The 22,091-nt window shown below is 72.5% G+C and carries 21 protein-coding genes and 2 pseudogenes; 11 read left to right on the top strand and 12 right to left on the bottom strand.

Going from position 1 to position 22,091, the window contains the following annotated elements; translation table 11 throughout:
- Positions 1–9: 9 nt before the first annotated feature.
- The 7 genes from A6A08_RS03085 to fbaA form a co-directional block, all read right to left on the bottom strand.
- A complete protein-coding gene (locus A6A08_RS03085; RefSeq protein WP_073700940.1) occupies positions 10–1,293 on the bottom strand; it encodes an adenylosuccinate synthase in 1,284 nt (427 codons plus the stop codon).
- 452 nt (positions 1,294–1,745) lie between these two features.
- Positions 1,746–2,162 (bottom strand): DUF3151 domain-containing protein, encoded by a 417-nt coding sequence (locus A6A08_RS03080; RefSeq protein WP_073700939.1) that lies wholly within the window; start codon positions 2,160–2,162, stop codon positions 1,746–1,748.
- A 51-nt stretch (positions 2,163–2,213) separates the two neighbouring features.
- Entirely contained in the window at positions 2,214–2,873 is a 660-nt protein-coding gene (locus A6A08_RS03075; RefSeq protein ID WP_073700938.1) for a hypothetical protein, read from the bottom strand.
- The gene (locus tag A6A08_RS03070; protein ID WP_073700937.1) at positions 2,861–4,174 is read right to left on the bottom strand and encodes a hypothetical protein; all 1,314 of its coding nucleotides are present in this window, start codon (positions 4,172–4,174) and stop codon (positions 2,861–2,863) included. The genes A6A08_RS03075 and A6A08_RS03070 overlap by 13 nt, the downstream gene beginning before the upstream one ends.
- A complete protein-coding gene (locus A6A08_RS03065) occupies positions 4,171–4,932 on the bottom strand; it encodes an ATP-binding cassette domain-containing protein (protein ID WP_073700936.1) in 762 nt (253 codons plus the stop codon). Before A6A08_RS03065 ends, A6A08_RS03070 begins: the two co-directional genes overlap by 4 nt.
- Before the next feature lie 57 nt (positions 4,933–4,989).
- The gene (locus tag A6A08_RS03060) at positions 4,990–5,400 is read right to left on the bottom strand and encodes a hypothetical protein (protein WP_073700935.1); all 411 of its coding nucleotides are present in this window, start codon (positions 5,398–5,400) and stop codon (positions 4,990–4,992) included.
- Between the two features lie 239 nt (positions 5,401–5,639).
- Positions 5,640–6,662 (bottom strand): class II fructose-bisphosphate aldolase, encoded by a 1,023-nt coding sequence (gene fbaA, locus A6A08_RS03055; RefSeq protein WP_073700934.1) that lies wholly within the window; start codon positions 6,660–6,662, stop codon positions 5,640–5,642.
- 408 nt (positions 6,663–7,070) lie between these two features.
- Between fbaA and A6A08_RS03050 the strand changes: the two genes are divergently transcribed.
- Complete coding sequence (locus A6A08_RS03050; RefSeq protein WP_073700933.1) at positions 7,071–7,448, top strand: RodZ domain-containing protein; 378 nt, start codon at positions 7,071–7,073, stop codon at positions 7,446–7,448.
- 317 nt (positions 7,449–7,765) lie between these two features.
- Here A6A08_RS03050 and pyrE read toward each other — a convergent pair whose 3' ends face one another.
- Positions 7,766–8,299, bottom strand: coding sequence for an orotate phosphoribosyltransferase (gene pyrE / locus A6A08_RS03045; RefSeq protein ID WP_073700932.1), 534 nt, complete (start codon positions 8,297–8,299; stop codon positions 7,766–7,768).
- A gap of 65 nt (positions 8,300–8,364) precedes the next feature.
- Here pyrE and cutA point away from each other — a divergent pair, with 65 nt between their 5' ends.
- The 5 genes from cutA to A6A08_RS03020 all read left to right on the top strand — a co-directional run bounded on the left by cutA (position 8,365) and on the right by A6A08_RS03020 (position 11,715).
- Positions 8,365–8,706 carry a divalent-cation tolerance protein CutA gene (gene cutA, locus A6A08_RS03040; protein ID WP_073700931.1) on the top strand — a complete coding sequence of 114 codons (342 nt, stop codon included), beginning with the start codon at positions 8,365–8,367 and terminating at the stop codon, positions 8,704–8,706.
- A complete protein-coding gene (locus A6A08_RS03035) occupies positions 8,703–9,293 on the top strand; it encodes a hypothetical protein (protein WP_073700930.1) in 591 nt (196 codons plus the stop codon). Before cutA ends, A6A08_RS03035 begins: the two co-directional genes overlap by 4 nt.
- Positions 9,294–9,398: 105 nt before the next feature.
- Entirely contained in the window at positions 9,399–10,058 is a 660-nt protein-coding gene (locus A6A08_RS03030; RefSeq protein ID WP_073700929.1) for a GNAT family N-acetyltransferase, read from the top strand.
- Between the two features lie 263 nt (positions 10,059–10,321).
- Complete coding sequence (locus A6A08_RS03025; RefSeq protein WP_073700928.1) at positions 10,322–10,828, top strand: IS5/IS1182 family transposase; 507 nt, start codon at positions 10,322–10,324, stop codon at positions 10,826–10,828.
- Positions 10,804–11,715 carry an alpha/beta hydrolase gene (locus tag A6A08_RS03020; protein WP_073700927.1) on the top strand — a complete coding sequence of 304 codons (912 nt, stop codon included), beginning with the start codon at positions 10,804–10,806 and terminating at the stop codon, positions 11,713–11,715. The genes A6A08_RS03025 and A6A08_RS03020 overlap by 25 nt, the downstream gene beginning before the upstream one ends.
- A gap of 65 nt (positions 11,716–11,780) precedes the next feature.
- Here A6A08_RS03020 and A6A08_RS03015 read toward each other — a convergent pair whose 3' ends face one another.
- The 4 genes and pseudogenes from A6A08_RS03015 to A6A08_RS02995 form a co-directional block, all read right to left on the bottom strand.
- Positions 11,781–12,365, bottom strand: coding sequence for a hypothetical protein (locus A6A08_RS03015; protein ID WP_073700926.1), 585 nt, complete (start codon positions 12,363–12,365; stop codon positions 11,781–11,783).
- A gap of 267 nt (positions 12,366–12,632) precedes the next feature.
- Positions 12,633–13,361, bottom strand: coding sequence for an RDD family protein (locus tag A6A08_RS03010; RefSeq protein ID WP_073700925.1), 729 nt, complete (start codon positions 13,359–13,361; stop codon positions 12,633–12,635).
- Positions 13,362–13,545: 184 nt separating this feature from the next.
- Positions 13,546–14,283: pseudogene (locus A6A08_RS03005) on the bottom strand (type VII secretion protein EccC); the annotation flags it as partial.
- A gap of 1,409 nt (positions 14,284–15,692) precedes the next feature.
- The gene (locus A6A08_RS02995) at positions 15,693–16,436 is read right to left on the bottom strand and encodes a hypothetical protein (RefSeq protein ID WP_073700923.1); all 744 of its coding nucleotides are present in this window, start codon (positions 16,434–16,436) and stop codon (positions 15,693–15,695) included.
- A gap of 753 nt (positions 16,437–17,189) precedes the next feature.
- On the opposite strand from A6A08_RS02995, the pseudogene A6A08_RS29295 reads away from it, so the two are divergent.
- The 5 genes and pseudogenes from A6A08_RS29295 to A6A08_RS02980 form a co-directional block, all read left to right on the top strand.
- Positions 17,190–17,279: pseudogene (locus tag A6A08_RS29295) on the top strand (hypothetical protein); the annotation flags it as partial.
- Between the two features lie 401 nt (positions 17,280–17,680).
- Positions 17,681–18,118: a hypothetical protein gene (locus A6A08_RS28505; protein ID WP_242422070.1), complete on the top strand. Its 438-nt coding sequence runs from the start codon at positions 17,681–17,683 to the stop codon at positions 18,116–18,118.
- A gap of 246 nt (positions 18,119–18,364) precedes the next feature.
- Positions 18,365–19,210 (top strand): hypothetical protein, encoded by an 846-nt coding sequence (locus A6A08_RS28500; protein ID WP_242422069.1) that lies wholly within the window; start codon positions 18,365–18,367, stop codon positions 19,208–19,210.
- 235 nt (positions 19,211–19,445) lie between these two features.
- Entirely contained in the window at positions 19,446–21,110 is a 1,665-nt protein-coding gene (locus tag A6A08_RS02985; RefSeq protein WP_073700922.1) for an NYN domain-containing protein, read from the top strand.
- 27 nt (positions 21,111–21,137) lie between these two features.
- A complete protein-coding gene (locus tag A6A08_RS02980; protein ID WP_073700921.1) occupies positions 21,138–21,710 on the top strand; it encodes a hypothetical protein in 573 nt (190 codons plus the stop codon).
- Positions 21,711–22,091: the final 381 nt, after the last annotated feature.

Below are 22,091 nucleotides of genomic sequence, written 5' to 3'. Positions count from 1 at the left end.
GACGTGGATTCAGACCAGGGAACGCAGTTCGAGCGTCTCGTCGCGGCCCGGTCCGACACCGATGGCGGAGATCGGGGCCCCCGCCATCTCCTCCAGAGTACGCACGTAGGCCTGCGCGTTCTTGGGGAGTTCGTCGAATTCACGGACGCCGGTGATGTCCTCCGACCAGCCGTCGAGGTACTCGTAGACCGGCTCGGCGTGGTGGAAGTCGGTCTGGGTCATCGGGATCTCCTCGTGGCGGACCCCGTTGACGTCGTAGGCCACGCACACGGGGATGCGCTCCAGGCCGGTGAGCACGTCGAGCTTGGTCAGGAAGAAGTCGGTGACGCCGTTGACCCGGGTGGCGTAGCGCGCGATGGGCGCGTCGAACCAGCCGCAGCGGCGGTTGCGGCCGGTGGTCACGCCGTACTCGCCGCCCTGGGTGCGCAGCCACTCGCCCTGCTCGTCGAGCAGCTCGGTGGGGAAGGGGCCCGAACCCACGCGGGTGGTGTAGGCCTTGAGGATGCCCACGACCTTGGTGATGCGGGTGGGACCGATGCCCGAACCGGCCGCCGCGCCGCCCGAGGTGGGGGAGGAGGAGGTCACGAACGGGTAGGTCCCGTGGTCGATGTCCAGCAGGGTGCCCTGGGAGCCCTCCAGGTACACCGTCTTCCCCTCGTCGAGCGCCTTGTTGAGGACCAGTGAGGTGTCGGCGACGTAGGGGCGCAGCTGCTCGGCGTAGCCCAGGTACTCCTCGATGATCGGCTCGGCGTCCAGGCCGCGCCGGTTGTACACCTTGGTGAGCAGCTGGTTCTTGTCGTTCAGGGCCAGCTCGATCTTCTTGCGCAGGATCTTGGGGTCGAACATGTCCTGGACGCGCACGCCCTGGCGGGAGACCTTGTCGGCGTAGGTCGGGCCGATACCGCGCCCGGTGGTGCCGATCCTGCCCTTGCCGAGGAAGCGCTCGCTGACCTTGTCCAGCGCCCGGTGGTAGGGCATGATCAGGTGCGCGTTGGCCGAGATGAGCAGGCGGGACGTGTCCACACCGCGCTCCTGGAGGCCGTGCAGCTCCTCCAGCAGCACACCGGGGTCGATGACGACGCCGTTGGCGATGACCGGGACCACGTTCGGGGACAGGATGCCCGAGGGGAGCAGGTGGAGGGCGTACTTCTGCTCGCCGATGACCACCGTGTGCCCGGCGTTGTTGCCGCCCTGGTAGCGCACCACGTAGTCCACGCGGTCGCCGACAAGGTCGGTCGCCTTGCCCTTGCCCTCGTCGCCCCACTGGGCACCCACGAGCGTGATCGCCGGCATTGGTCTCTACCTCTTCGTTCGACACCTGACCGGGACTTTTACGGCCCCGAACATGGAAAACCCCTGGCGCAAGGCTGCGACAGGGGCCGTTGCGTATTGAGGGTACACGACCACCGCATCCGGGTTAAGTGGGACGCTATGGCACTTGCGGCACCCGGTTCACCCCTGCTTCCGGCGCGCGCGGAGGAGCGGTTCGCGCGCCCCCTCCGGCCGGGGAACGGGGCGGTGGGCCTGCTTTCGGGAACGGAAGGGGCCGGGGCCGGCGAAACGGACCATGCCCGGGGCGCCCGGGGACCGCGGGACCCGCGACCGAGGGGAGCGTCCTGCCGCCCCAGGGAATGGGGTGGGCACGCGGACGGCTCCCCGGCACGTGAAGGATTCCCCGGCACGTGAAGGGGCCGCCCGGGTTTCCCGCCGGAACCCGGACGGCCCCTCGGCCGTGGGAGGCGTCCTCAGCCGTTGAGGGCCTTGTCCGCCTCGGCGCTGGACTCGCGCAGGAAGGTGGCGCAGCGCTCGGCCTCCTCGGTGTCGCCGATCTCCGCGGAGGCACGGCCCAGGGCGTGCAGCGCGCGCAGGAAGCCCTGGTTGGGCTCGTGCTCCCAGGGGATGGGTCCGTGGCCCTTCCAGCCCGAGCGGCGCAGCTGGTCCAGGCCCCGGTGGTAGCCCGTGCGGGCGTAGGCGTAGGCGGTCACCGCCCGGCCGTCGGCCAGGGCCAGCTCGGCCAGGCGCGCCCACGCGGCGGAGTACTCCGGAAAGCGCCCGGCGACCGGTGTGGGGTCGTCGGCCGAGGCGAGCGCCTCGCGGGCCTCGGGGTGGTCGGCCAGGCGCGTCTCGGGCGGCTCGTTCAGCAGGTTCTGGTGCAGGTTCATGACCCCATCCTGCCACCGGGCGGTACCGCGTGCCGGAAGGAGCGGCCCGGCTCACCCCGCCTCCTCCCCGCGACGGTGGACCCGGGACGTCGAGCCGCGCGTCACCGCGTGCACCCCCAGCGCCGCCACCGCCGCGCCCACGGCCAGGGCCGGCACCGCTCCGCCGGGCAGGAGGTCAGGGGCGACCCACCCGTCGCTCCCCGCGTACGCGTACGGACTCACCCGGTTCAGCCCCGGTGCCATGTTGCAGGCCGCGGCTCCCAGGAAGATCCCCGCCAGCACCGCCAGCCCCGAGGGCACCGCGCCCACGAGGGGAGCCAGCAGGTACACGGCGGAGGTCGCCAGCAGGACGTTGGTCACCAGCAGCCACGTGTTCTCCGCGGGGGGAGAGGCGGCCAGGACGGCGGATCCCGCCGCCACCGGCAGGGCCACGCCGACCGCGGCCACCGCGGCCGCGCGTACGCGGGTCCGGGCACCGCCCAGGCGCTCCCACACCCACAGCCGCGGGCGGTTGGCCCAGGCACCCGCCATGGCGGCGCACACGCACAGCAGTTCCGCGACGGGTATGCGCTGTTCCTCGTGGGGCCACTCGAACACCGCCACCGGCACCACGATCCCCAGAGCGGCCACGCCGAAGGCCGCCGCCACGGCCGCGGCGGCCAGCGCGCCGAGCACCGGCAGCAGCGAGGGGCGCAGGATCACGTTCGCCACGGCAGCTCCTCGGGGTCCACCTCGCACGACGCCAGGCGTTCCCGGTCCTGCCGGATCCACGCGCGGACCCGGTCGGGGGCGGCGTCGGCGAAGAGGGTGTCACCGTGGGCCCCGCCCCCGAAGGCCTGTGAGGCCAGCCACGCCTTCAGGCCGTGGACGACGGCCGCCCGGCGCTCCTGCGGTTCGGCGTTTCGGTCCAGGCTGACCACACCTTCGGAACCGCACCGCAGCACGTCAGGTGCCAACCACTCGGCCGCGAACGCGGGCACCTGCTGGTACGGGTCCCAGCCGGGGTGGACGGGCAGCCAGAGCACGCCCCGAGCGGGGCCGTCGAACACCTCCTCGTCCCCGCGGGCCAGGCTCTGGTCGCGGACCTGCCGGGGCAGGGCGTCGGTCAGTCCGTAGGCGTCGAACACCGGGGCGGCCAGGGCGGTGATCGCGGCGAGCTCCTCCGCGTGCCCCTCGTGCACGCAGTAGCGGACACCGCCGTGCTCCTCGCAGACCGCGGGGCCCGGAGCGCGGACCACCAGCGGGAACGGGTGCAGGTGCGGCAGGACCACGGTCACGGCGACGGCGGCGACGGCCGCGCCGTGGACGGCCGAGAACCGCCGGGGAGCCCGCAGCAGCCAGGCGACCGTCCAGGCGACCGCGACCGTCAGCAGCAGGAAGAACCCCAGCCGGTACGGCCCCAGGGCGGCGGCCTCGCGTCTGCCCAGGAAGGGGTCGAAGGGAAGCTGGAGCGACAGCGCGGTCCAGGAGTCCGAGACGAAGACCAGGCTGGTGAGGAGGAAGACCGTGCCGACCGCGACGGGCACGGCGAGCAGGCCGCGCGCCAGGACACCGCACAGGTAGCCCAGCAGGGTGAGGGCGACGAACCCCGTCAGGGCACCCGCGACGGCGACGGCGTCCGGTGTCCCCGAGCCCTGTGCGGCGGTGACGAACGTCAGGGGGAGCATGCCCGCCAGGTAGGCCCCCAGGCACCAGCCCACGACCACCGCCGCGTGGCGCAGCGGAACGTCCCGATCCGCGCGGGGCTGCCAGGGCTGGGCGAACACCAGGGACCGGCGGGTGAACCGGCCGGCCACCAGGGCGGCGGCCCCGGCCGCCACCACGACCGGCAGGCGGGCCTGGGCACCGACCTGTGCGCAGAGGTAGACCCAGTCCAGGGCCCGCCAGCCGAACTGGTCCCACGTTCCCGCCAGGGTCATGGCGAGGATGAGCCCCGCCGGGACGAGGACGAAGGCCGGCGGCAGCGGCCAGAAGAGGGGCGAGGCGCGCAACCGGGCCGCCGAAGGACTCACGCGCGCTCTCCGATCCGCTCGATCAGCCGGTCGTAGGCCCGCTCGAAACCGGACCCGTAGATGCTTTCGCCGGAGTCGTCCTCGACCAGCGCCTCCAGTTCGGGGAAGGTGCCGTGGAACCCGACCCGCCCGCCCGCGAGGACGCCGACCCTGGTGCACAGGTGCGCGACGTCCTCGATCAGATGGGTCGAGACCAGGACGGTGCGGTCCTGCCCCAGCCGTGCGACCACCTCCCGGACGCGCAGCCGCTGCCCGGGGTCGAGTCCGGCGGTGGGTTCGTCCAGGACCAGGACCCGGGGGTCGTGGGCGAGCGCGGCGGCGATGCCCACCCGCTGGCGCTGCCCTCCGGACAGGACGCGCGTGCGCAGGTCGGAGAGGTCGCCCAGGCCGACCAGGTCCAGTGCCCGCTCGGCCGCCCGCCCGCATTCGCGCCTGGCCAGCCCGTGCACCCACGCGGCGTAGGCGACCGTGTCCTCCACGGTCAGCTCCCCGGCCAGGGAGAAGCGCTGCGGGACGAACCCCAGCGCCCGCCGTGCCCCGGAGCGGCCGGCCGCGGTGGACAGGTCGTGGTCGCCGAGGAGGAGACGCCCCTTCCGCGCCGGGAGCAGCGTCACGACGAGCGAGAGGAACGTGGTCTTGCCCGATCCGTTGGGGCCGAGGAGCCCGGTGACACCGGGCCCCACGGTCCAGGTGAGGCCGTCCAGCACCTTCCTCCGCCCGAGGTGGGCGAACTCCAGGTCCTCAGCGGTGATGTGCATGGCCCCGCCCGCTCCCACTCGCCGCGTCCGCACGGGAGTGCGTGTGTTCTGTCGCGGTCAGCATCGGTTGACGCGCCCGGAGGACAGCTTGTTTCCGGTCGCGCTCCGAGCCTCGGTGAAATAGGTGCCGTTGCCTTCGCACTTTCCGTCGGTCGTGAGGGTGCCGTTTCCGAAACCGCTGCGGCTGGCCTCGGCCACGACCTTGTCGGGCCAGGCGGGGCGGTGCTTGCGCACCTGGACGGTGAGGGTCACGGTGCCGCCGCATCCCGTGCGGGATCCGGTCCCGGAGATCGTGGTTCCGGAGGTGAGGGGGCTGTTGGCGCCGAGGCCGCACGCGGCGGGCGAGCGCTCGGCCGCGGCTTCGCCTCCGGCCCACGCCGTGCCGGCCGCCGACGCGCCGACGAGCACGGCGCCCGCGGTGAGCACCCCGGCCGCGAGGATTCGGGCAGCGCGATTCTTGGCTTTCAATTCTCCTCATTCCACTTCGGGGGGTGTGGACTTTCAGAGTAATTCCCGGGCACCCCTACGGGAAACGGTGCCGTGGAGGCTGTGGAAAAGAGGAGAATATGGTTTGGGGTATTTCGGATGATTTGTAGGCAGAGTGTGCCGGTGCGGCACCCGGCGAGGCAGGGTGCCCCGCGGACACGAGGTGCCCGGCGGCCTCGGCCGCCGGGCACCCTGTCACGAACCGCGGTGCGGGGTCGCGACTACTTCATCTTGTTGCCGGCGGACTTCAGGTGCTGGGCGGCCTCCACCACGCGGGCGGCCATGCCGGCCTCGGCGACCTTGCCGTAGGCGCGCGGGTCGTAGGCCTTCTTGTTGCCGATCTCGCCGTCGATCTTCAGCACGCCGTCGTAGTTCTTCATGATGTGGTCGACCACGGGGCGGGTGTACGCGTACTGCGTGTCGGTGTCGACGTTCATCTTCACCACGCCGTACTCGATGGCCTCGTGGATCTCCTCCATGGTGGAGCCGGAGCCGCCGTGGAACACGAAGTCGAACGCCTTGGCCCTGCCGTACTTCTCGGCGACGGCCTCCTGGGCGTTCTTGAGCACCTCCGGGCGCAGCTTCACGAAGCCCGGCTTGTAGGAGCCGTGCACGTTGCCGAAGGTCAGGGCCGTCATGTAGTAGCCCTTCTCGCCCAGGCCCAGCACCTCGGCGGTGCGCAGGGCGTCGTTCGGCGTGGTGTACAGCTTCTCGTTGATCTCGCCGACGATGCCGTCCTCCTCGCCGCCGACGACGCCGACCTCGATCTCCAGGATCGTGCGGGCCTCCTTGGAGGCGGCCAGCAGCTCCTCGGCGATCTGGAGGTTCTCCTCCAGCTCGACGGCCGAGCCGTCCCACATGTGGGACTGGAACAGCGGCTCCTGGCCCCCGGCCACGCGCTCCTTGGAGATCTCCAGCAGCGGACGGACGAAGCCGTCGAGCTTGTTCTTCGGGCAGTGGTCGGTGTGGAGGGCGATGTTCACCGGGTACTTGTCGGCCACCACGCGGGCGAACTCGGCGAAGGCGACCGAGCCGGTGACCATGTCCTTGACGGTGGCACCGGACAGGAACTCCGCGCCGCCGGTGGAAATCTGGACGATGCCGTCGCTTTCGGCCTCGGCGAAGCCGCGCAGGGCGGCGTGCAGCGTCTGGCTGGAGGTCACGTTGATCGCCGGGTAGGCGAAGCCCTCGGACTTCGCGCGGCTCAGCATCTCGGTGTAGACCTCGGGGCTGGCGATGGGCATGCTTGACTCTCCCTGGATTCGGCCTGGAGCGAGCGGCCGCCGGACCTGGGCCGACGGCACCCCACGTGCGTTGCCCCGGTGGGTGCCCGGACCCTGGGGGGGTGGCCCTCGGGGGCCGTGCGTCCGGACGTGTCCACCAGGTGTCACCCAAGTATCCCGAATACCCGGAGCCCTTGAAAAGGTCTAGACCAAATTGCCCGAGGTTGTCGGTGCGGGCGCGGGCGCCGGGGCGAGGCGCCCGGAGCCGTGGACCGGGAGCGACAGGTCGGGAACCCTCTGTCCTCTTTGCGGACGAATTGTGGGGAGTCCTGGGCTTCCAGGCGTCTGCTGTCGCTTTTTGCGGTGATACGCGCTACATTCAACGCCGTGGGAAGGCATAGGAATGATCCTCGCGGCGTTGGCCAGGTGATGGCCATCGTCGGGGCCGTCGTGCTCCTGGTGACGCTCCTGGCCCTCGGCGGATTTTTCTTGTACCGCTCGCTCCCGGGCACCAACGTGAGTGCGAACGCCTCCGGCACGGCGTCGGAGGCCCCGGACACGGAGAACATGGGTGTCCTGTACATCCGTGTCATCGGTGAGTCCAGTGAGGTCTTCGTCCGTATCCCGGGCGGCGACGTCCTGATGGACCAGGAGATGAGCCAGGGCCAGTCGGTCAACTACAACCGCGCCGACGAGGGCCTGGAGGTCACCATCGGTGACCCCTCGGCCGTCGAGGTCTTCGTCAACGGCGAGCGGCGCGACATCTCCGACGAGGGAGCCGACTACGGCTTCACGATAGACGGCTAGACGGTACCCGGCACTCGGCGAGCGCACCTGCCGCCGACGGGCCCCGCCACCGCCGGGACGCCCCCTGCCGTGGCCGAGCCACCGGGAGGAAGCCGACGGCCGGTCCGCGACCGGCCGCCCGACGCGTGGACCCCGCTGGACGGTGTCCTCCAGGACCTTCCACTTCGGTCCGTGTTCGGCCGCCCGAAGAGCGGGAACCTCCGGCGCCCACGGCGGATCCGCCCGTTCCCCGCGAACCCGCCCGCGCCACCTCCGGACAGCCCCGCGGGCGCCCGAACGACCCCCGGGGGCCGAAGACCCGGCTCGAAGGACGGGCCCTAGACGTCCAGGTCGGACACCCCGTACACCGCCCGGTACTCCAGGCCCTCCTTGGTGATCCGCTCGCGCGCGCCCCGGTCCAGGATCAGCGCGACCGCCACCACCTCGGCGCCCGCCTCGCGCAGCGCCTCCACCGCGGTCAGCACCGAGCCGCCCGTGGTCGAGGTGTCCTCCAGGGCCAGGACGCGCCGCCCCCGCACGTCGGCTCCCTCGATCCGCTTCTGCAGGCCGTGCGCCTTGCCCGCCTTGCGCACCACGAAGGCGTCGAGCCTGCGTCCGCGCGCGTGCGCGGCGTGCAGCATGGCGGTGGCCACCGGGTCCGCGCCCAGCGTCAGGCCGCCCACCGCGTCGAACTCCAGGTCCGCGACGTTGTCCAACATGACCGAGCCGACCAGCGGCGCGGCCTCCCCGTCCAGGGTGACCCGGCGCAGGTCGACGTAGTAGTCGGCCTCCATGCCCGAGGACAGGGTCACCTTCCCCCGCACGACCGCCTTATCGTTGATCTGACGCAGGAGTTCATCACGTTCGCTCATGATCAGTGAGCCTAGAACACCGGGTGGTACGGAAGGCACCGCGGCACCCGGTCGGAGGGACGGCCATGCCACAGTCCGCGAACACCGTTCGGGTCGAGACCACCGTCGACAGCAGGGACGGCGCCGAACGGGTGGCGCGGTCGGTGGTCGAACACCGCCTGGCGGCCTGCGCCCAGGTGGGCGGGCCGATCACCAGCTTCTACCGCTGGGAGGACCGGATCCAGGCCGACGAGGAGTGGACGGTGGTGATCAAGACCGCCGCCGACCGGCTGGACGACCTCACCGCGCACATCAACGGCGTCCACCCCTACGACGTCCCAGAGATCGTCGCCGTGCCCGTCACCGGAGGCGACCCCTCCTACCTGGAGTGGGTGCGCGAGGAGACGCGGGAGGGCACCTCCGCGTGATCGCCGTCCTGCTCCCCCCGACCCTCGGCGTCCCCACACGGCTGCCCGGCCTGGCCGACCGGCTGCCCGACCACGGCCTCACCCCCGTCCGCCCCGAGGTGGGCGGTGACGAGCACCCGCCGCACGCGGCCCGCTACGTCGCCCGGGCCAGCCTGGAGATCAACCGGCTGGTCGACCCCGGCGCCCCGACCGCCCTGGTGGCCGAGGGCGGTGCCGGCCCGCTGCTGGGCGCGGTCGGGCAGGCCCAGCGGTCGGCGCACCGGCCGGTGTTCGGCTACGTGCTGGTGGACGCGTTCCTGCCCCAGCCCGGCAGCCCCACCCGGGAGGAGATCGCGAGGTCCCAGAGCCCGGAGAAGGCGGATCCCGGGACGCCGCCCGCGGGCGAGCCGCCCGGCTACCGGACCGAACCGCTGCCGATGGCCTCCGACTGGCCGGACGCACCGTGCGGCTACCTGCTCACCGATCCCGGCCTGGGCCACGTGGCGCGCCTGGCGGGGCTGCGCGGTTGGAGCGTGCGCGAGGCGGCCCCGGACGAGGCGCCCCAGGCCCTGGCCGAGCTCTTGGTGGAACTGCGCGGGATGAGCTGAGCGCGTTCGTGGAGCGCGCGACGTGGTGGCGGCGCGGGGCGGACGGCACCGTGCCATGGCGGAAAACCGGGTGACACCGCGGGGCGGACTCCGGAGAATCGGCGCATGATCACCGACCACTTCCCGCCGTTGGGCCTGCGCCTGAACACGCCGCGCCTGGAACTGAGGGTTCCGTCCTACGACGACCTCGGCCAGCTGGCCGAGGTGGCCGTGGAGGGGATCCACGGCCCGGACACGATGCCGTTCGCAGAACCGTGGACCGACCAGCCGCCGGACAGGGTCGCGCTCGGCGTGGTGCAGTACAACCTGGGGCGGATGGCCTCGTGGACGCCGAGGGACTGGAACCTCAACCTGGTCGTCGTCCACGAGGGCGCCGTGGTGGGCATCCAGGACATGAGGGCACGCGACTTCGCGGTCATCCGGCAGGTGGGCACCGGTTCGTGGCTGGGCAGGGCCCATCAGGGCAGGGGGATCGGCACCGAGATGCGGGCGGCCGTGCTGCACCTGGCCTTCGCGGAGCTGGGCGCCGTGGCCGCGGTGTCGTCGGTGATCGAGGGCAACCGGGCCTCGGAGAGGGTCTGCGAGCGCCTGGGGTACCGGGCCGACGGAATCAACCTGATCGAGGTCAGGGGGAAGCGGGCGGTGGAGCACCGCTACCGGCTGACCAGGCAGGACTGGGAGGCGCACCGCACCGTCCCGGTCACCGTGACGGGGCTGGAGCCGTGTCTGCCCTTCCTCGGGCTGGACGGCTCCTCAGAGGAGTAGCGACCCACCGCGGCCGGTGGGGCCGTGGGCCCGGTGCGGTGACCGCGAAGGTTCGCTGGAACGGTCCCGTCCGGCGTGATCTTGCACCTAGAGCGAGTTCAGGCGCCCGAACTCGCTCTAGGTACAAGATCAACGGGTGCGGAACCTCCTGCTCCACACCCGCAACGTTCATGACCAGTCCTCCAGGGCGTGTTGCTAAACCCGTTCCGGCGTCGCGCGGGCGAGTCTTGGCGAATGTCGCGTGATGTGGTCTCGGATGGGGCATGGGCCGTGATCGGGCCGCTGTTTCCGGCGGTGAGGTCGACGGGCAGGACGCCGACACGAGCATGCTGCAGGCAATGCTCAGCGAGATACGCGTCGCCGGGACAAGGAGCCGACCGCGGTCGCGACCCGACCGGGTCCTTGTCGATGGGGGCTATCCATCGAAGGCGGATCACGCGTGGCTGCGCGAACGCGGGATCGCTGCGACGATCCCCCAACGCGATGACCAGGTCGCGCATCGCCACAAGAAGCCGGGTCGCACGATCGGCTTCGGAGGCGACCAACGCGCCCGCTATCGCGGCCGCGACATCGTCGAACGATGCTTCAACAAGCTCAGGCAGTGGCGCGGCATCGCGATGCGCTCGGACAAGACCGCCCGCAACCACCACGCCGGCCTCTGTCTCGCCGCAGCGCTCCTATGGGGGTGGTTCACCCCGGTCACTGGCTACGGCCGGCTATCACGGTGGCTTGATAGCCTGAGTCTATGGAGCTCAGCCTGTCCCAGCTGATCGACCCGCGCCTACTTCCCCTGGTCGACTCGACCCGCGAGTTCTACGAGAAGCGCGGCACGGGCCGGGGCCCGAGCAATTGGGACGAGCTGCAGTCCATCCGGGATGCGGCGAGAACTCCCGCGCCATCGAACCCTCCCGCGGACGTCGAAATAGCCGACTACGGTGACCGCGCGGTCCCGGTGAGAATTCACTTTCCGACGTCGACCGCCCCCAGAGGCGTGTTCCTAGACGTCCATGGCGGTGGGTTCTACACGGGATCAGCAGCGGCAGGCGATGTCCGCAACCGCGACCTGGCAGACACCCTCGGCATCGTGGTCGTCAGTGTCGATTACCGGCTTGCGCCAGAAGATCCGTGGCCGACCGCACCGGACGACTGCGAGACCGCAGCATTATGGCTCGCAGAACACGCGGTCAGCCGATTCGGAACTCGTTGCCTCGCCATCGGCGGGTTCTCAGCGGGCGCCACTCTCGCGATGACGACTCTCGTTCGTCTCCGTGACCGCGGCATGTCCACATTCAACACCGCGGTATTGCAGTTCGGTACCTACGATCTCAGCGGAGAGACACCCAGTGGACGTCTGATCGCCGACGAGTACTTCATCCAGGCCTACGCGGGTCTGGCGCACGACCGCACCCACCCGGACCTCTCTCCCGTCTACGCCGACCTGACGAGCCTGCCTCCGGTGCTGATCATCGTTGGAGAAGAGGACATCCTGTTGCGCGACAACCTCGCCATGGCCGCGCAGCTTTCCGCAGCCGGCGTCGCTGTTGACCTGCGTATCTACCCCGCCGCGCCTCATGGCTTCACCGGGCACCCGACGCCCATGGCCAGCGCAGCGCTCGAGGACCTCCATACCTGGATCGACGGTCAGCTCGGCGAGTGAGGCGCGATGCTGTCGACGCGACGCCCCCTCACCGGCGACACCACGACTGCGTTCAGCAACACGCCCTAGGACGAGCGCGTCGTCGGCGTGTCGGCGGAGGCACCGACGGCTTTGTTCATAAGGGCGAGTGAGACCAGGATGCCGGCCAGCATGCCGATCCCGGTGACCACGCCACTGACGAGGGGCACCCAGTCCGGGTGTCCGGTGAAGGCCATCGCCAGGCCGACGGCGCCGAGCACCGTCATGTAGACGGCGGCGCCCAGGATCGAGCGGGTCCGCCAGTACCAGGCCAGGGGGAAGAAGTGCAGTCCGACGGTGAGGGCGATCCAGGCGACGTTGGCCTGCATGGGCGCGTCCAGGGCGCGCAGCACCTGGATGCCGCCGAACAGCAGGACGGCCTCCAGGACCACGACCACGCCGTAGAAGGGACCGAACCGCATTCGCGGCCCCTCATGGGCGGAGGCGGTCCCGGGGCCTGGGTTGGACCCGCGTCCGAGGACCACGACCAGCGCGATGACAGCGAGGAGCGCCGCGACCGCGAGGACGCGCAGCACGAGGGCGACGGCGGGATCGAGCGGCGGGCCGGAGTTGGCGAGGACGAAGGCCAGGCCGAAACCCGCGCCGATGAGGAACCCCACGAATCGCGTCATATCGTGAAATTACCAGGACGGCCGTCGGCGCCCAAGGGCCTTTCGGGGCTGTCCGGTTTCCTGTGGTTTCCTGTCAGGTGCCCATGACACAGCACGTCCGCGGTTGGTTCGGCGTCACGAGTCCCGGTGGGGCGGGCCGCTCTGGCCGGCTGCGGCCAGGAAGCGGCACTCAGTAGTAGAACTCGTGATGACGCAGATTCCTGGGACCACCGGTGCTCCCGGCCCGAGGGCGCTCCAGGAGACCGGACCGGGAGTTCGGCGGTGCCGCTACCGGCGGACCTGGACGACCACGGTTCCCGCCGCCTTGTCGTGGAGGCACTGCCGCAGCGTCTTGTCGCGCAGGGACCAGAGGACGTTGGTGAGCGACCAGGGCAGAAGCCAGTTGACCGGGTTGGTGTGCCCGGGAGCGTAGAGCAGCGCGCGGACCAGTGCGCGGCCGGCGGTGACCCTTCCGCCGCCGTCGGAGCGCACCACCCACAACCCCAGCAGCATCTTGCCGATCGAACGGCCCCACATGCGGACCTGGAGCCACTCCACCACGACGGGCATCAGGAAGAAGTTGAAGACGGCGAACACCATGAAGACGTTCGAGGCACCGCCCTCGATCTCACCGCCGCCGAGGGCCACGCTGATCCCCGTTCCCAGCATCATCATGAGGAACCAGAGGATGACGAAGGCGAGCGTGTCGATGGCCCGGGCCGCGAAGCGCATCCCCGGATCGGCGAGGCCGACCTGCGGCTGGGCCGGGCTCCACTGCCCCGGGTCGGTGAGCGTCGGAGGGAGCCAGTTCCGCGGCGGGGGGTAGTAGCCCTGGCGGCCCTGGAGGCCGTGGTCCGGAGCGGGGTACCGGCCCCGCGGGTCCTGCTGGTACGCGGGCGCGGGGTGGCCGGGAGCCGGATACGGGGGCGCGGGATCGAAACGGACACCGCCACCCGACTGCGGGGATGGGTCCTCCGGCGTGCGGCCGTGGTCGAAGGGCTGGGACGGGGGCTGCATGGTGCTCCTGTCGGTGTCGTCGGGGATGTGCCGTGTGTGACGGCGTCAGGGAACGGAAGGGCCGGGGGCCGGCCCCGGCGCACGGTCTGTCCGATGCCGCGGAGGCCGAGGAGGTTGGTGGGGACGGCGGCTCTCCGGGGCTCCGGCCATCCGCTCCGGCGGGCGCTCGAAGCCCCGGTGAGGGTCACTCACCCGCCTCGCGCGGTTCGCGCAGCGCGGTCTGGATCAGCCGCGGGGAGCCGCCGCGGGTGATCCACCTGCCGCGTCCGGCGGGCCGGTTGGCCGCGTACACCCGGGGCAGCAGCTGGCCCTCGCCGCGGTCGCCGGACATCACCAGGGCGCTCGTGCAGATCCCGCGCATGGCCTGCACCAGCGGGTCGTACATGCCGCGCCCCGCTCCGGCCACCCGGCGCGCCACCACGAAGCGCAGACCGATGTCGCGGCCGTTGGGCACGAACGGCACCAGCGGCTTCTGGCCCGCCGTGGTGAGCACGTCGTAGTCGTCGGCGAGCACCGCGATGCGCGGGCCCTTGAACGATCCTGGTTCCAGGGAGTCGACGTCCCCGTCCCCGGACAGGCGGCCCTCCACCTCCTTGACCACGCCGCCCACCAGCCCCGCGCACACCCGCGGGCCGCTCGCGTACCCGCCCATGTACTCGCCGGGCACCACGCCCCGCAGGGTCCGGCGCGGGTCCATCACCGCGAACACGGCCTCGTCCGAGGAGTAGCGCTCCACCAGCCTCTCGGCGACCAGCCGCAGCAGGTCGGTCTTGCCGCACTCCCCGTCCCCCATGACCAGCAGGTTCTGGTCGCGTTCGAACAGGTCGAGCAGGACCGGCTCCAGCGCGCGCTCGTCCACGCCGATCGGCACGGCCCCGGGCTCCGACTCCGCCGCGGGCAGGACACGGGCCGACAGCCGGCGGTCCCCACGCCGTCGAGCCGCCCGGACCGCACGGGCCCACCGGTCCGAACCGGATGGCACCGTCGGGGCACTCGGGACCGCAGCGGCCCCGACGGCGCCCGGGGGAGTGGCACCGCCGCGTGCCTTCGTCCAGGACTCGGTGGCCGAGGCCTTCCTGTCCGGGGCGCCCATGCCCGCGCCGCAGCCCCGGCAGCAGCCGCTGTCCGGCCCGCAGCAGCCGTATCCATCGCAGCCGCCTCAACAGCAACCGCTGTCCGGACCACAGCGATTACATCAGCCACATCAGCCCCAACCGCACCAACAGGCATCGGGGCCGCAGCAGTCGTGCCAGCCCCATCCGCACCAACCACCGTCGGGCTCCGCAGCCCCAGTCCCGGCAGCCGTGGCGGGAGCCGGCCGCCGACGTGCCCCCACACCAGGGCGCGGCGGCCACTCCTTCCTCCCCTCCCACCGCGCCCTTCCCGTGCGGCCTCCGGAAGCCCCGCTCCCGGAGCCCGCACGCGGCCAGGCGTCCTCCCCGACACCGGAGCGCCAGGAGAAGGTCCCGCCCGCCCGCGCGTGGTCCGGGACGTCACTGCCCTCCGGCGCGTCACGCTCCGGGGAGGCCTGCGGACAGAGCCGTGAGCCCCGGAAGGTCGGTCCGCCGCGTCCCGCCGATCCGCCGACCGTCAGCCCGTGGGGTGAGGAGGACTCGCGCAACCCCGACGCCGAGGAGACGGACGTCTTCCTGGTCCTCGGCGCCGACCGGCGTGCCCGGAAGAAGGAGGAACGGGAGCGGCAGGAGGGCCCGGAGGGCGAGGCCTCCCCGGCACACCGGGACTCCTCCCCGTCCGCTCCCGGGACGGGGACGGCGGGAGCCGGAGCAGAGGCAGCCCCCGCACCCCAGGAGGCAGCACCCTCCGCCACCGCGTCCGAGGACGGCCCGGCCGCGTCCGAGCCGGTCACCGGGCGTCCGGAACGGGTCCAGGGCACGCTCCGGGAGGAGCCCCCGGCCCCCGGACGCTTCCGCACGGCCGGAGCCCCCGCGGCCGGGGTCCGAGGTGCCGAGGACCCCGGGGATCGAGTCCTGGATCGATGCGGTGAACGACGGGCACACCCCCCGTGCCGGGCGGATACGAGCAGCGGATCGCCGCCGTGAAGCGGATCCCGGCCTCTTCCTGGCGGTGCGCCGTCTTCACCGCCACCGGAGGACGGCTCAACCCCGGTTGGCCCCGTGGCCGGGTGACAGGAAGGGAGGCGCGCCCGCCTCCCCTCACGGACGCGCCTCCGGGGCACCGCCGTGCGGCGCCCCCTTCCGCCGACCGGTCGGGTCCGTCCCCTCAACGGATCCACCGGAACCGGTCGGCTACCGTCCCCTGCGCCGGGCCGCTCAGAACGGGGCCGTGCGGCGTCGGGACGGCGTCACGGGGTCATCCCGGCCTCTCCAGGCCGGCGACCAGGTCCCACGCCTCCTCGTACGCGGGCGGCAGGGCCACCGCCCAGACGGCCGCGCCGTACTCCCACGCGGTTCCCCGGCACAGCCCGCCCAGCTCCCGGTCCAGTCCGTCTGACTCGGGCGCGACCACCGCGATCCGGCCCCGGCCGAGCAGGCACACCGACTCCCCGCGGGTGAAGAACCGGCACAGCTCGTGGCTGAGCACGCTCAGCCTCGCGGCACGCTGCCACGGGTCCGCCGCCGGGCCCAGCACCACGACCACCAACCGGTACCCCGTGGCGGGCGGCGCGCCCCCGCCCGTGCTCCGGTACAGCTCGCCGAGCCGGGTACGCAGGTACCCGGCGGTGGCCAGGCCGGTCAGCGGGTCCTGGCAGGACTCCCGGCCGGGACCCGCGTCGGCCCACCCCTCGGCCAGTGCCCGGACCAGGGCCAGCGGAGGGCTGTGCCATCCGGCCAGCGCCGTGAACACCGACAGGCCGTCCAGGCTCTGCCCGATCCCCGTCCCCAGACGGGCCCTCGCCTCTCCCAGGCGCCTACAGGGCCCGACCAGGTCGCTTCCGGAGGCGAAGGCGTCGCACACCGCGTTCACCGTCGGTGTCCACCACTCCTCGGGCGGCTCCCACCCCGCCTCCCGGATCCTCCGCCCCCACGGGGCGCGCAGTTGCGGGGCGCGGACCGCACGGTCCCCCGTCCCGGCTCCCACCTCGGCATCACCCATGGCACAGCTCCACATCGTCGGCCCTCTCCACGGGGCCGGCGCACCGCGTCCGTACGTCGTTCCCCGGACCCCCTTCTGATTACGGAGATCGGTGGCGGCTGTGACGCGGATGCGGGATATTTTCTCGAGCACGTGTCCTCCGACGCCGAACCAGCGTTCTCCTGGCTTGTGGCGCAGTCTCCAGAAAGGACGCCGGGTGAGCGACGCCCCCGACCACCGCGCAGAGGCACCGATCGAAGACGCTGAGTTCATCCAGCGGGTCCGCGACGGCGACACCGGCGCCTACGGCGTCCTCTACGAAAGCCATGCCGCGGCGGCCCGAGGACTCGCCAGACAGCTGATGCGGGGCGAGGCGGAGGCGGAGGACGCCGTCGCCGAGGCGTTCACCCGCGTGCTCAGCGTCATCCAGCGGGGCAGGGGCCCGAGGACGCCTTCCGCCCCTACCTGCTCACCGCCGTCCGCAACGCCGCCTACGGCCGGGGGCGCGGGGACAGGCGCCAGATCGCCACCGACGACCTGGAGAGCCTCGCCCCCGGCCAACCCTTCGTCGACCCGGCCCTGGAGGGGCTGGAGCGCTCCCTGATCGCCCGGGCCTTCCTCTCCCTTCCCGAGCGCTGGCAGTCGGTGCTCTGGCACACCGAGATCGAGGGGGCCAAACCGGCCGAGGCCGCGCCCCTGCTCGGGACGAAGCCCAACGGCGTCGCGGCCCTGGCCTACCGGGCACGGGAGGGCCTGCGCCAGGCCTACCTCCAGATGCACCTGGCGGGCGGGGGAGCCGCCGAGCCCTGCCGTCCGGTCCTCGGCCTGCTCGGCTCACACGTCCGGGGCGGCCTGGCCAGGCGGGACACCGCCAAGGTCGACCGGCACCTGGACGCCTGCGCGGACTGCCGCGAGGTGTACGCGGAACTGATGGACGTCAACGCCGGCCTGCGCGGGGTCGTCCTGCCGCTGATGGCCGGCGCGGGCGCGGCGGGCTACCTCGCCACCACCCCCGGCGGTACGGCCGCGGGCGCCTGGTGGGGCCGGATGTCGCGCCGCTGGCGATCCGCCTCCCGCGGAGGCCCGCCCCCGGGCCCGCAGGGTCCGCCGGAGGAACCCGCGGAGCAGGAGGCCCCGGAGTCCCCGCCCGCGGTACCGCCCGCGGACGTGCCGGAGGAGGAGGTCCCGGGGGAGGAGGCTCCCACCCCCTGTTCGCGGTCGGCGTCGATCCGGTCGGCGCGCTGCTCCCGGGCAGCGACGGGATCATGGTCATGGACGTGTGCAACATGGGGGCCCACGCCCCCGAGGACGTCGTCGCCCTGCTCACCCTGCCCCCGGGGGTCGAGATGGTCTCCTCCGGCGGGGCCGGAAACGCGGTTCCCATGGCGGTCGGCCACGGTGACTGGAGCTGCTCCGCGGGCAGCGGCGGCGGCCGCTGCGTGCGCCCGGGGATGGCCGCGGAGGAGGACAGCACCCAGTTCATCGACGTGCGCGTGGCCCCGGACGCCGACGTCGGCGTGCCCGCCACGGTGTCGGTGTCCTCCGGCGACGTGTCCGCCACGGCGGCCGGGAGGAGGGGCGTGGGCGCCGAGGGCGTCGCGGCGCGCTACGCCACGGCGGGCCGGGTGCGCGCCGAGAGCGTCGGCAACGCGTTGATGACCTGTGCCGAACCCGAGGGGAGGCCGAGGGAGTGGTGGCTGTGACCGTGGTCGGAGCGGCCCCGTGTCCCGACCTCACCGAGAACCGTCCCGCTCCCGGAGCCCTCCGCCGACGGCACGTTCCCCGGCTCCGCCGACGATGATCGCGGTCGGTCGCCGGACATCTCCGAATCCCCGGATACGGAACAGCCGGATCCGAAGCCGGAGGCGTCCCCCGAGGGAGGTGTGACCGCTGAGAGAGAAGGTGGCAAAGGGAGTTCTGAAGGGAACGCGGGTGCGTCGGACAACGATGTGCCCACGAATCCCGGCGGGGGGACCGGTGAGGAGGAGCCGGAGGGGAGCGGCCGCGGTGAACCCGGCCCGTCCCCGGAGGCCGACGGCGAGCCGCCCGCGGACCCCTGCGCGCGGGCGCGGCTCCGGCAGGGCCCGCTCCTGGACAACGACCACTGGACGATGGTCCCGCTGGACGCCGACCACGATCCCACCACCACCGCGTCCAGTTCCGCGACCTGGGAACTCCCCGAGGGCGGCAGGGTGCGCTGGGCGGGACCGCACTTCTCCGGCGCCGGGGGCGCCGACGCACCCGATGCCCGTGCCAAGGGTCCGGGGATGGCCTCCTACCGCACCGTCACCGCCACGGACACCCGTGTCACGGAGCTTCCCGGCTACCCCGCCTACCAGGCCTTCGTCGAGGTCACCGACCTGTTGCGGACCCACGGCGGCGGCCAGTGGTGGGTCGCGGACACGCCCGCGCGCGAGGGGCGCGGCCTCTACGCGGGCTGGAGCCTGGTGGTCGTGCTGGAGGACCCGGAGGCGGGCTCGTACCAGCAGGTGATGGTCCTGGACGAGGCCCGGACGGTCTTCCAAGGCGGGGGGAGCGGGCCCTTCGCGGCCTCGGGACTGCTGCCCGCCGCGGTGCCCGCCCGTCTCGACGTGGTGGCCTGGGAGGGCGACGCCGGGCTGGGCGGACCCGTCACCGCGCCGACCGGCGGACGCGGGGAGGCCGACAACGCGTTCACCGGTTCGGTCCGTGGGGCGCAGGGGGCCTCCACGCGTTCGGTACTGACGTGGTCAGATTCGACCCGGTGCTCGGTCGGGAAACGGATATCCGAATCCACTCGGAACAGGACGCCGTAGTGGTGGGAGTGGTGGTCCTGACGGCTCCCATGCGTACCTGAGGTCCGGGTCGCACACGACTTTCCCGCGGCCCTCGCGCGGAGAGTGCTCCCGCGACCACCCGAAGACCCGCCTTCGCGTAGCAGGTCCATAACTCTCTGTGTCGGCAAGGGGCACGCAAAACCATACAGACTTGGCTAGGCTGTGCCCCGGTCATGGACATGGCCCCAGAGACAACAGGGAAGGGGGCGGTGGAGTGGACCGCTGCGCGTTGTTCGTTGACGCGGGATACCTTCTCGCGGACGGCGCGATGGCCGTGCACGGAACCCGCAACCGGGACTCCGTCTCCTGGGATTACACCGGTCTCGTCCAGTTCCTCAACGAGGTTGCGCGGGACCGCACCGGCCTGCCGCTCCTGCGCTGCTACTGGTACGAGGCCGTCGCCGACGACCGGCGGACCCAGGAACAGGACGGCATCGCCGACATCCCCGGCATCAAGTTCCGTGCCGCGCGTATAAGGCCGGGCCGCCGCGAGGGCGTGGAGAGCTACGTCCAGCGCGACCTCACCACGCTGGCCCGCACCGGCATCCTGTGCGACGCCGTCCTGGTCAGCGGTGACGAGGACATGGCCTCCGTCGTCGCGGACGTACAGGACATGGGTGTGCGCGTCACCGTCGTGCACATCTCCGTGGAGGGGAACTGGACCATCTCCCGCGCCCTGCGCCGGGAGTGCGACGACCTCATCGAGATCGGCGCGGGGCACCTGCGCCCGCACGTCAACCTGCTCTCCAGCGGCGGCTCCGTCCAGGAGACGGCGGCCAAGACCACCACGCCGTTCGCCAACGGCCGTGCCCGTTCGGCGCCCGAGACCCCGAGGCAGCCCGTCGCGGCCCAGCCCGGCGGGAGCCGGGTCGAGCCGGCCGCCTCCTCGGACACGGGTCTGGAGGCGATGTTCGCCGGGACCGGCGGGCAGCCCGTCCCCCAGGGCAACGCCATGGACCAGTTGCGCGCCATGCGCCGGAGCCTCGCCCAGCAGCGCGGCGGCGACCACCTGGCCGGATCCGGCGCGGAGGGCCAGCAGCCCGGCGCCATCGACGCCAACGGGTTCCCCTCCGGGGGGCAGTCCCCGCCGAACGGGGGGAGCAACGGCGCCTATCCCGGTGCCTCGATGACCGGGGGCCACCCGTCCCAGAACGCCCAGGGAGGGTACCCCCACACGGGGAGCCACCCGTCGATGCGCGGCGCCGACCAGTCGGGCTACGGGCTTCCCTCCAGACAGGGGCCCGGCCAGGGACAGCCCATGACGGGGCCGCAGCAGGCCTTCAACGGCGGAACGGGGCCGCAGCAGTCCTTCGCGAGCGAGACCGGGCCGCAGCGCTCGTTCGCACATGAGGGGCAGCACGGGCAGCCGGGGCACACGCCACCGCAGAGAAGCGGGCCACCACAGGACCCGAGGTTCGGTGCCGGGGACAATCCCGGTTACGGGGGTGCGTCCGACGCAAACCCTACCTATGGGACCAGTACGGAAACTGACACCGCTCACCGCGGTGGAGCGGTCTCCTCCTACGGAGGGCCGCAGCCTACTGGTCCCGAGCACGCCGAACGGTTCGACACCGGCAACTACCAGGAACCGCGTCCCAGTCCTGGATATCCCCAGCAGACGCACCCCGCCGCGCATACCGTTGACGAAGCGGTGCATGTTGCGCACAAAGAAGGGAACGACTTCGCGGAGTCGATCGCTCGCGAGGCGCCCGCCCTGTGGGTGGAGGCCGTCCTCGCCCGCAGACCCAGGATGCCCTCCGACCTGGAGGCGCGCCTGCTCCAGGGCTCCTCGCTGCCGATCGACCACCTGTTGCGTGACGAGGTTCGGGACGGACTGCGCCAGGGGTTCTGGCAGGCACTGGAGCGCGCCAGACCCTGACCTTGAGCATGGGAGTGCGAGTAGGGGATGGGGGCGATGCGGTTGACCCACGTGACGACGGCAGAACTCGACCGTTTGGAATTCCACGCCGTTCGGTCGGGTGAGCACGGACCGGTCGCCGCCCAGCTCCTGGACCTGGCCAACCGGGTCGACGCCGGAAGCGAGATCTCCCGCGCGGAACTCTTCGTGCGCGCGGGAGAGCAGTGGGAGATCGCCCAGGAGTTCGAGCGCGCCTGCGCTGCCTACCAGCGGGCGATCGACGACGGAGGGCCCACGGTGATCGACGCGCGCGCACTCAGCGCCGGGGCCCTGCTGAACCTGGACGAGGCCGAACAGGCCTACGCGCACCTCAAGCGCCTGGAGGCGGAGGAGCCCCCGGGCCTGCAGACCTACATCCACGTCGCCGAGGCGCTGTACGCCCATGACGACATGGAGGGGGCCGAGCGGTGGGCGACGGCCGGCGCGGGCCGCTTCCTCGACCTGGCCTCCTCGCCCTACGTCCACGACCTCCTGATGGAACTGCTGCGGATCCGCTTTCGCATCCGCCTCGACCTGGGGCTGGACGAGGACGCCCTGGACCGGCGGCTCGACGGGGCGTGACCCCGTCGCCGGGGACGGCGCGGCCCGCGGGGCGCGGGGCGCGCGCCCCGGGCCCGTGGTCCTGGCCGAGGCACGGTCGGCGGGGCCTCCCGCCCCGCGGGGTCCGGTCGCGGGACCCGGTCACGCCCTCGGGCTTCGTCCCCTCCTCCGCCGCGGCGCTCCGGGCCGGCGGACGGACGCGGGGAGTGAGCTTTCCGACGTCCGCGGGGCCTTCGACACGCCCGGGCCGACTCTCCGCACGGGCCGCCCGTGCGGGCCCCGGACGGCGGAGGCCGGGACCGGGTGGCCAGGTTCCGCGGACGCGTCCGGGCCGCCGTGGGCGGGTCTGTGACACGTGTGGAGGGTGCCCCGGGGGGCGCGGCGGGCACGGGCGGCCCCGGT

This window comes from Nocardiopsis sp. TSRI0078 (assembly GCF_001905145.1).
Classification (GTDB): domain Bacteria; phylum Actinomycetota; class Actinomycetes; order Streptosporangiales; family Streptosporangiaceae; genus Nocardiopsis.
Note: the sequence above shows the minus strand (reverse complement) of the source record. Positions and strands in the feature narration are given on the sequence as shown.

What these genes read in the sequence shown, in the direction of transcription:
- A6A08_RS03050 (WP_073700933.1), top strand. Translation starts at nt 7,071, where the DNA reads ATGGCCATCGTCGGGGCCGTCGTGCTCCTGGTGACGCTCCTGGCCCTC.
- A6A08_RS03030 (WP_073700929.1), top strand. Translation starts at nt 9,399, where the DNA reads ATGATCACCGACCACTTCCCGCCGTTGGGCCTGCGCCTGAACACGCCG.
- pyrE (WP_073700932.1), bottom strand. Translation starts at nt 8,299, where the DNA reads ATGAGCGAACGTGATGAACTCCTGCGTCAGATCAACGATAAGGCGGTC.
- A6A08_RS03020 (WP_073700927.1), top strand. Translation starts at nt 10,804, where the DNA reads ATGGAGCTCAGCCTGTCCCAGCTGATCGACCCGCGCCTACTTCCCCTG.
- A6A08_RS03065 (WP_073700936.1), bottom strand. Translation starts at nt 4,932, where the DNA reads ATGCACATCACCGCTGAGGACCTGGAGTTCGCCCACCTCGGGCGGAGG.
- fbaA (WP_073700934.1), bottom strand. Translation starts at nt 6,662, where the DNA reads ATGCCCATCGCCAGCCCCGAGGTCTACACCGAGATGCTGAGCCGCGCG.
- A6A08_RS02980 (WP_073700921.1), top strand. Translation starts at nt 21,138, where the DNA reads ATGGGGGCGATGCGGTTGACCCACGTGACGACGGCAGAACTCGACCGT.
- A6A08_RS28505 (WP_242422070.1), top strand. Translation starts at nt 17,681, where the DNA reads ATGGTCATGGACGTGTGCAACATGGGGGCCCACGCCCCCGAGGACGTC.
- A6A08_RS03010 (WP_073700925.1), bottom strand. Translation starts at nt 13,361, where the DNA reads ATGCAGCCCCCGTCCCAGCCCTTCGACCACGGCCGCACGCCGGAGGAC.
- cutA (WP_073700931.1), top strand. Translation starts at nt 8,365, where the DNA reads ATGCCACAGTCCGCGAACACCGTTCGGGTCGAGACCACCGTCGACAGC.
- A6A08_RS03015 (WP_073700926.1), bottom strand. Translation starts at nt 12,365, where the DNA reads ATGACGCGATTCGTGGGGTTCCTCATCGGCGCGGGTTTCGGCCTGGCC.
- A6A08_RS03025 (WP_073700928.1), top strand. Translation starts at nt 10,322, where the DNA reads ATGGGCCGTGATCGGGCCGCTGTTTCCGGCGGTGAGGTCGACGGGCAG.
- A6A08_RS03080 (WP_073700939.1), bottom strand. Translation starts at nt 2,162, where the DNA reads ATGAACCTGCACCAGAACCTGCTGAACGAGCCGCCCGAGACGCGCCTG.
- A6A08_RS03085 (WP_073700940.1), bottom strand. Translation starts at nt 1,293, where the DNA reads ATGCCGGCGATCACGCTCGTGGGTGCCCAGTGGGGCGACGAGGGCAAG.
- A6A08_RS02995 (WP_073700923.1), bottom strand. Translation starts at nt 16,436, where the DNA reads ATGGGTGATGCCGAGGTGGGAGCCGGGACGGGGGACCGTGCGGTCCGC.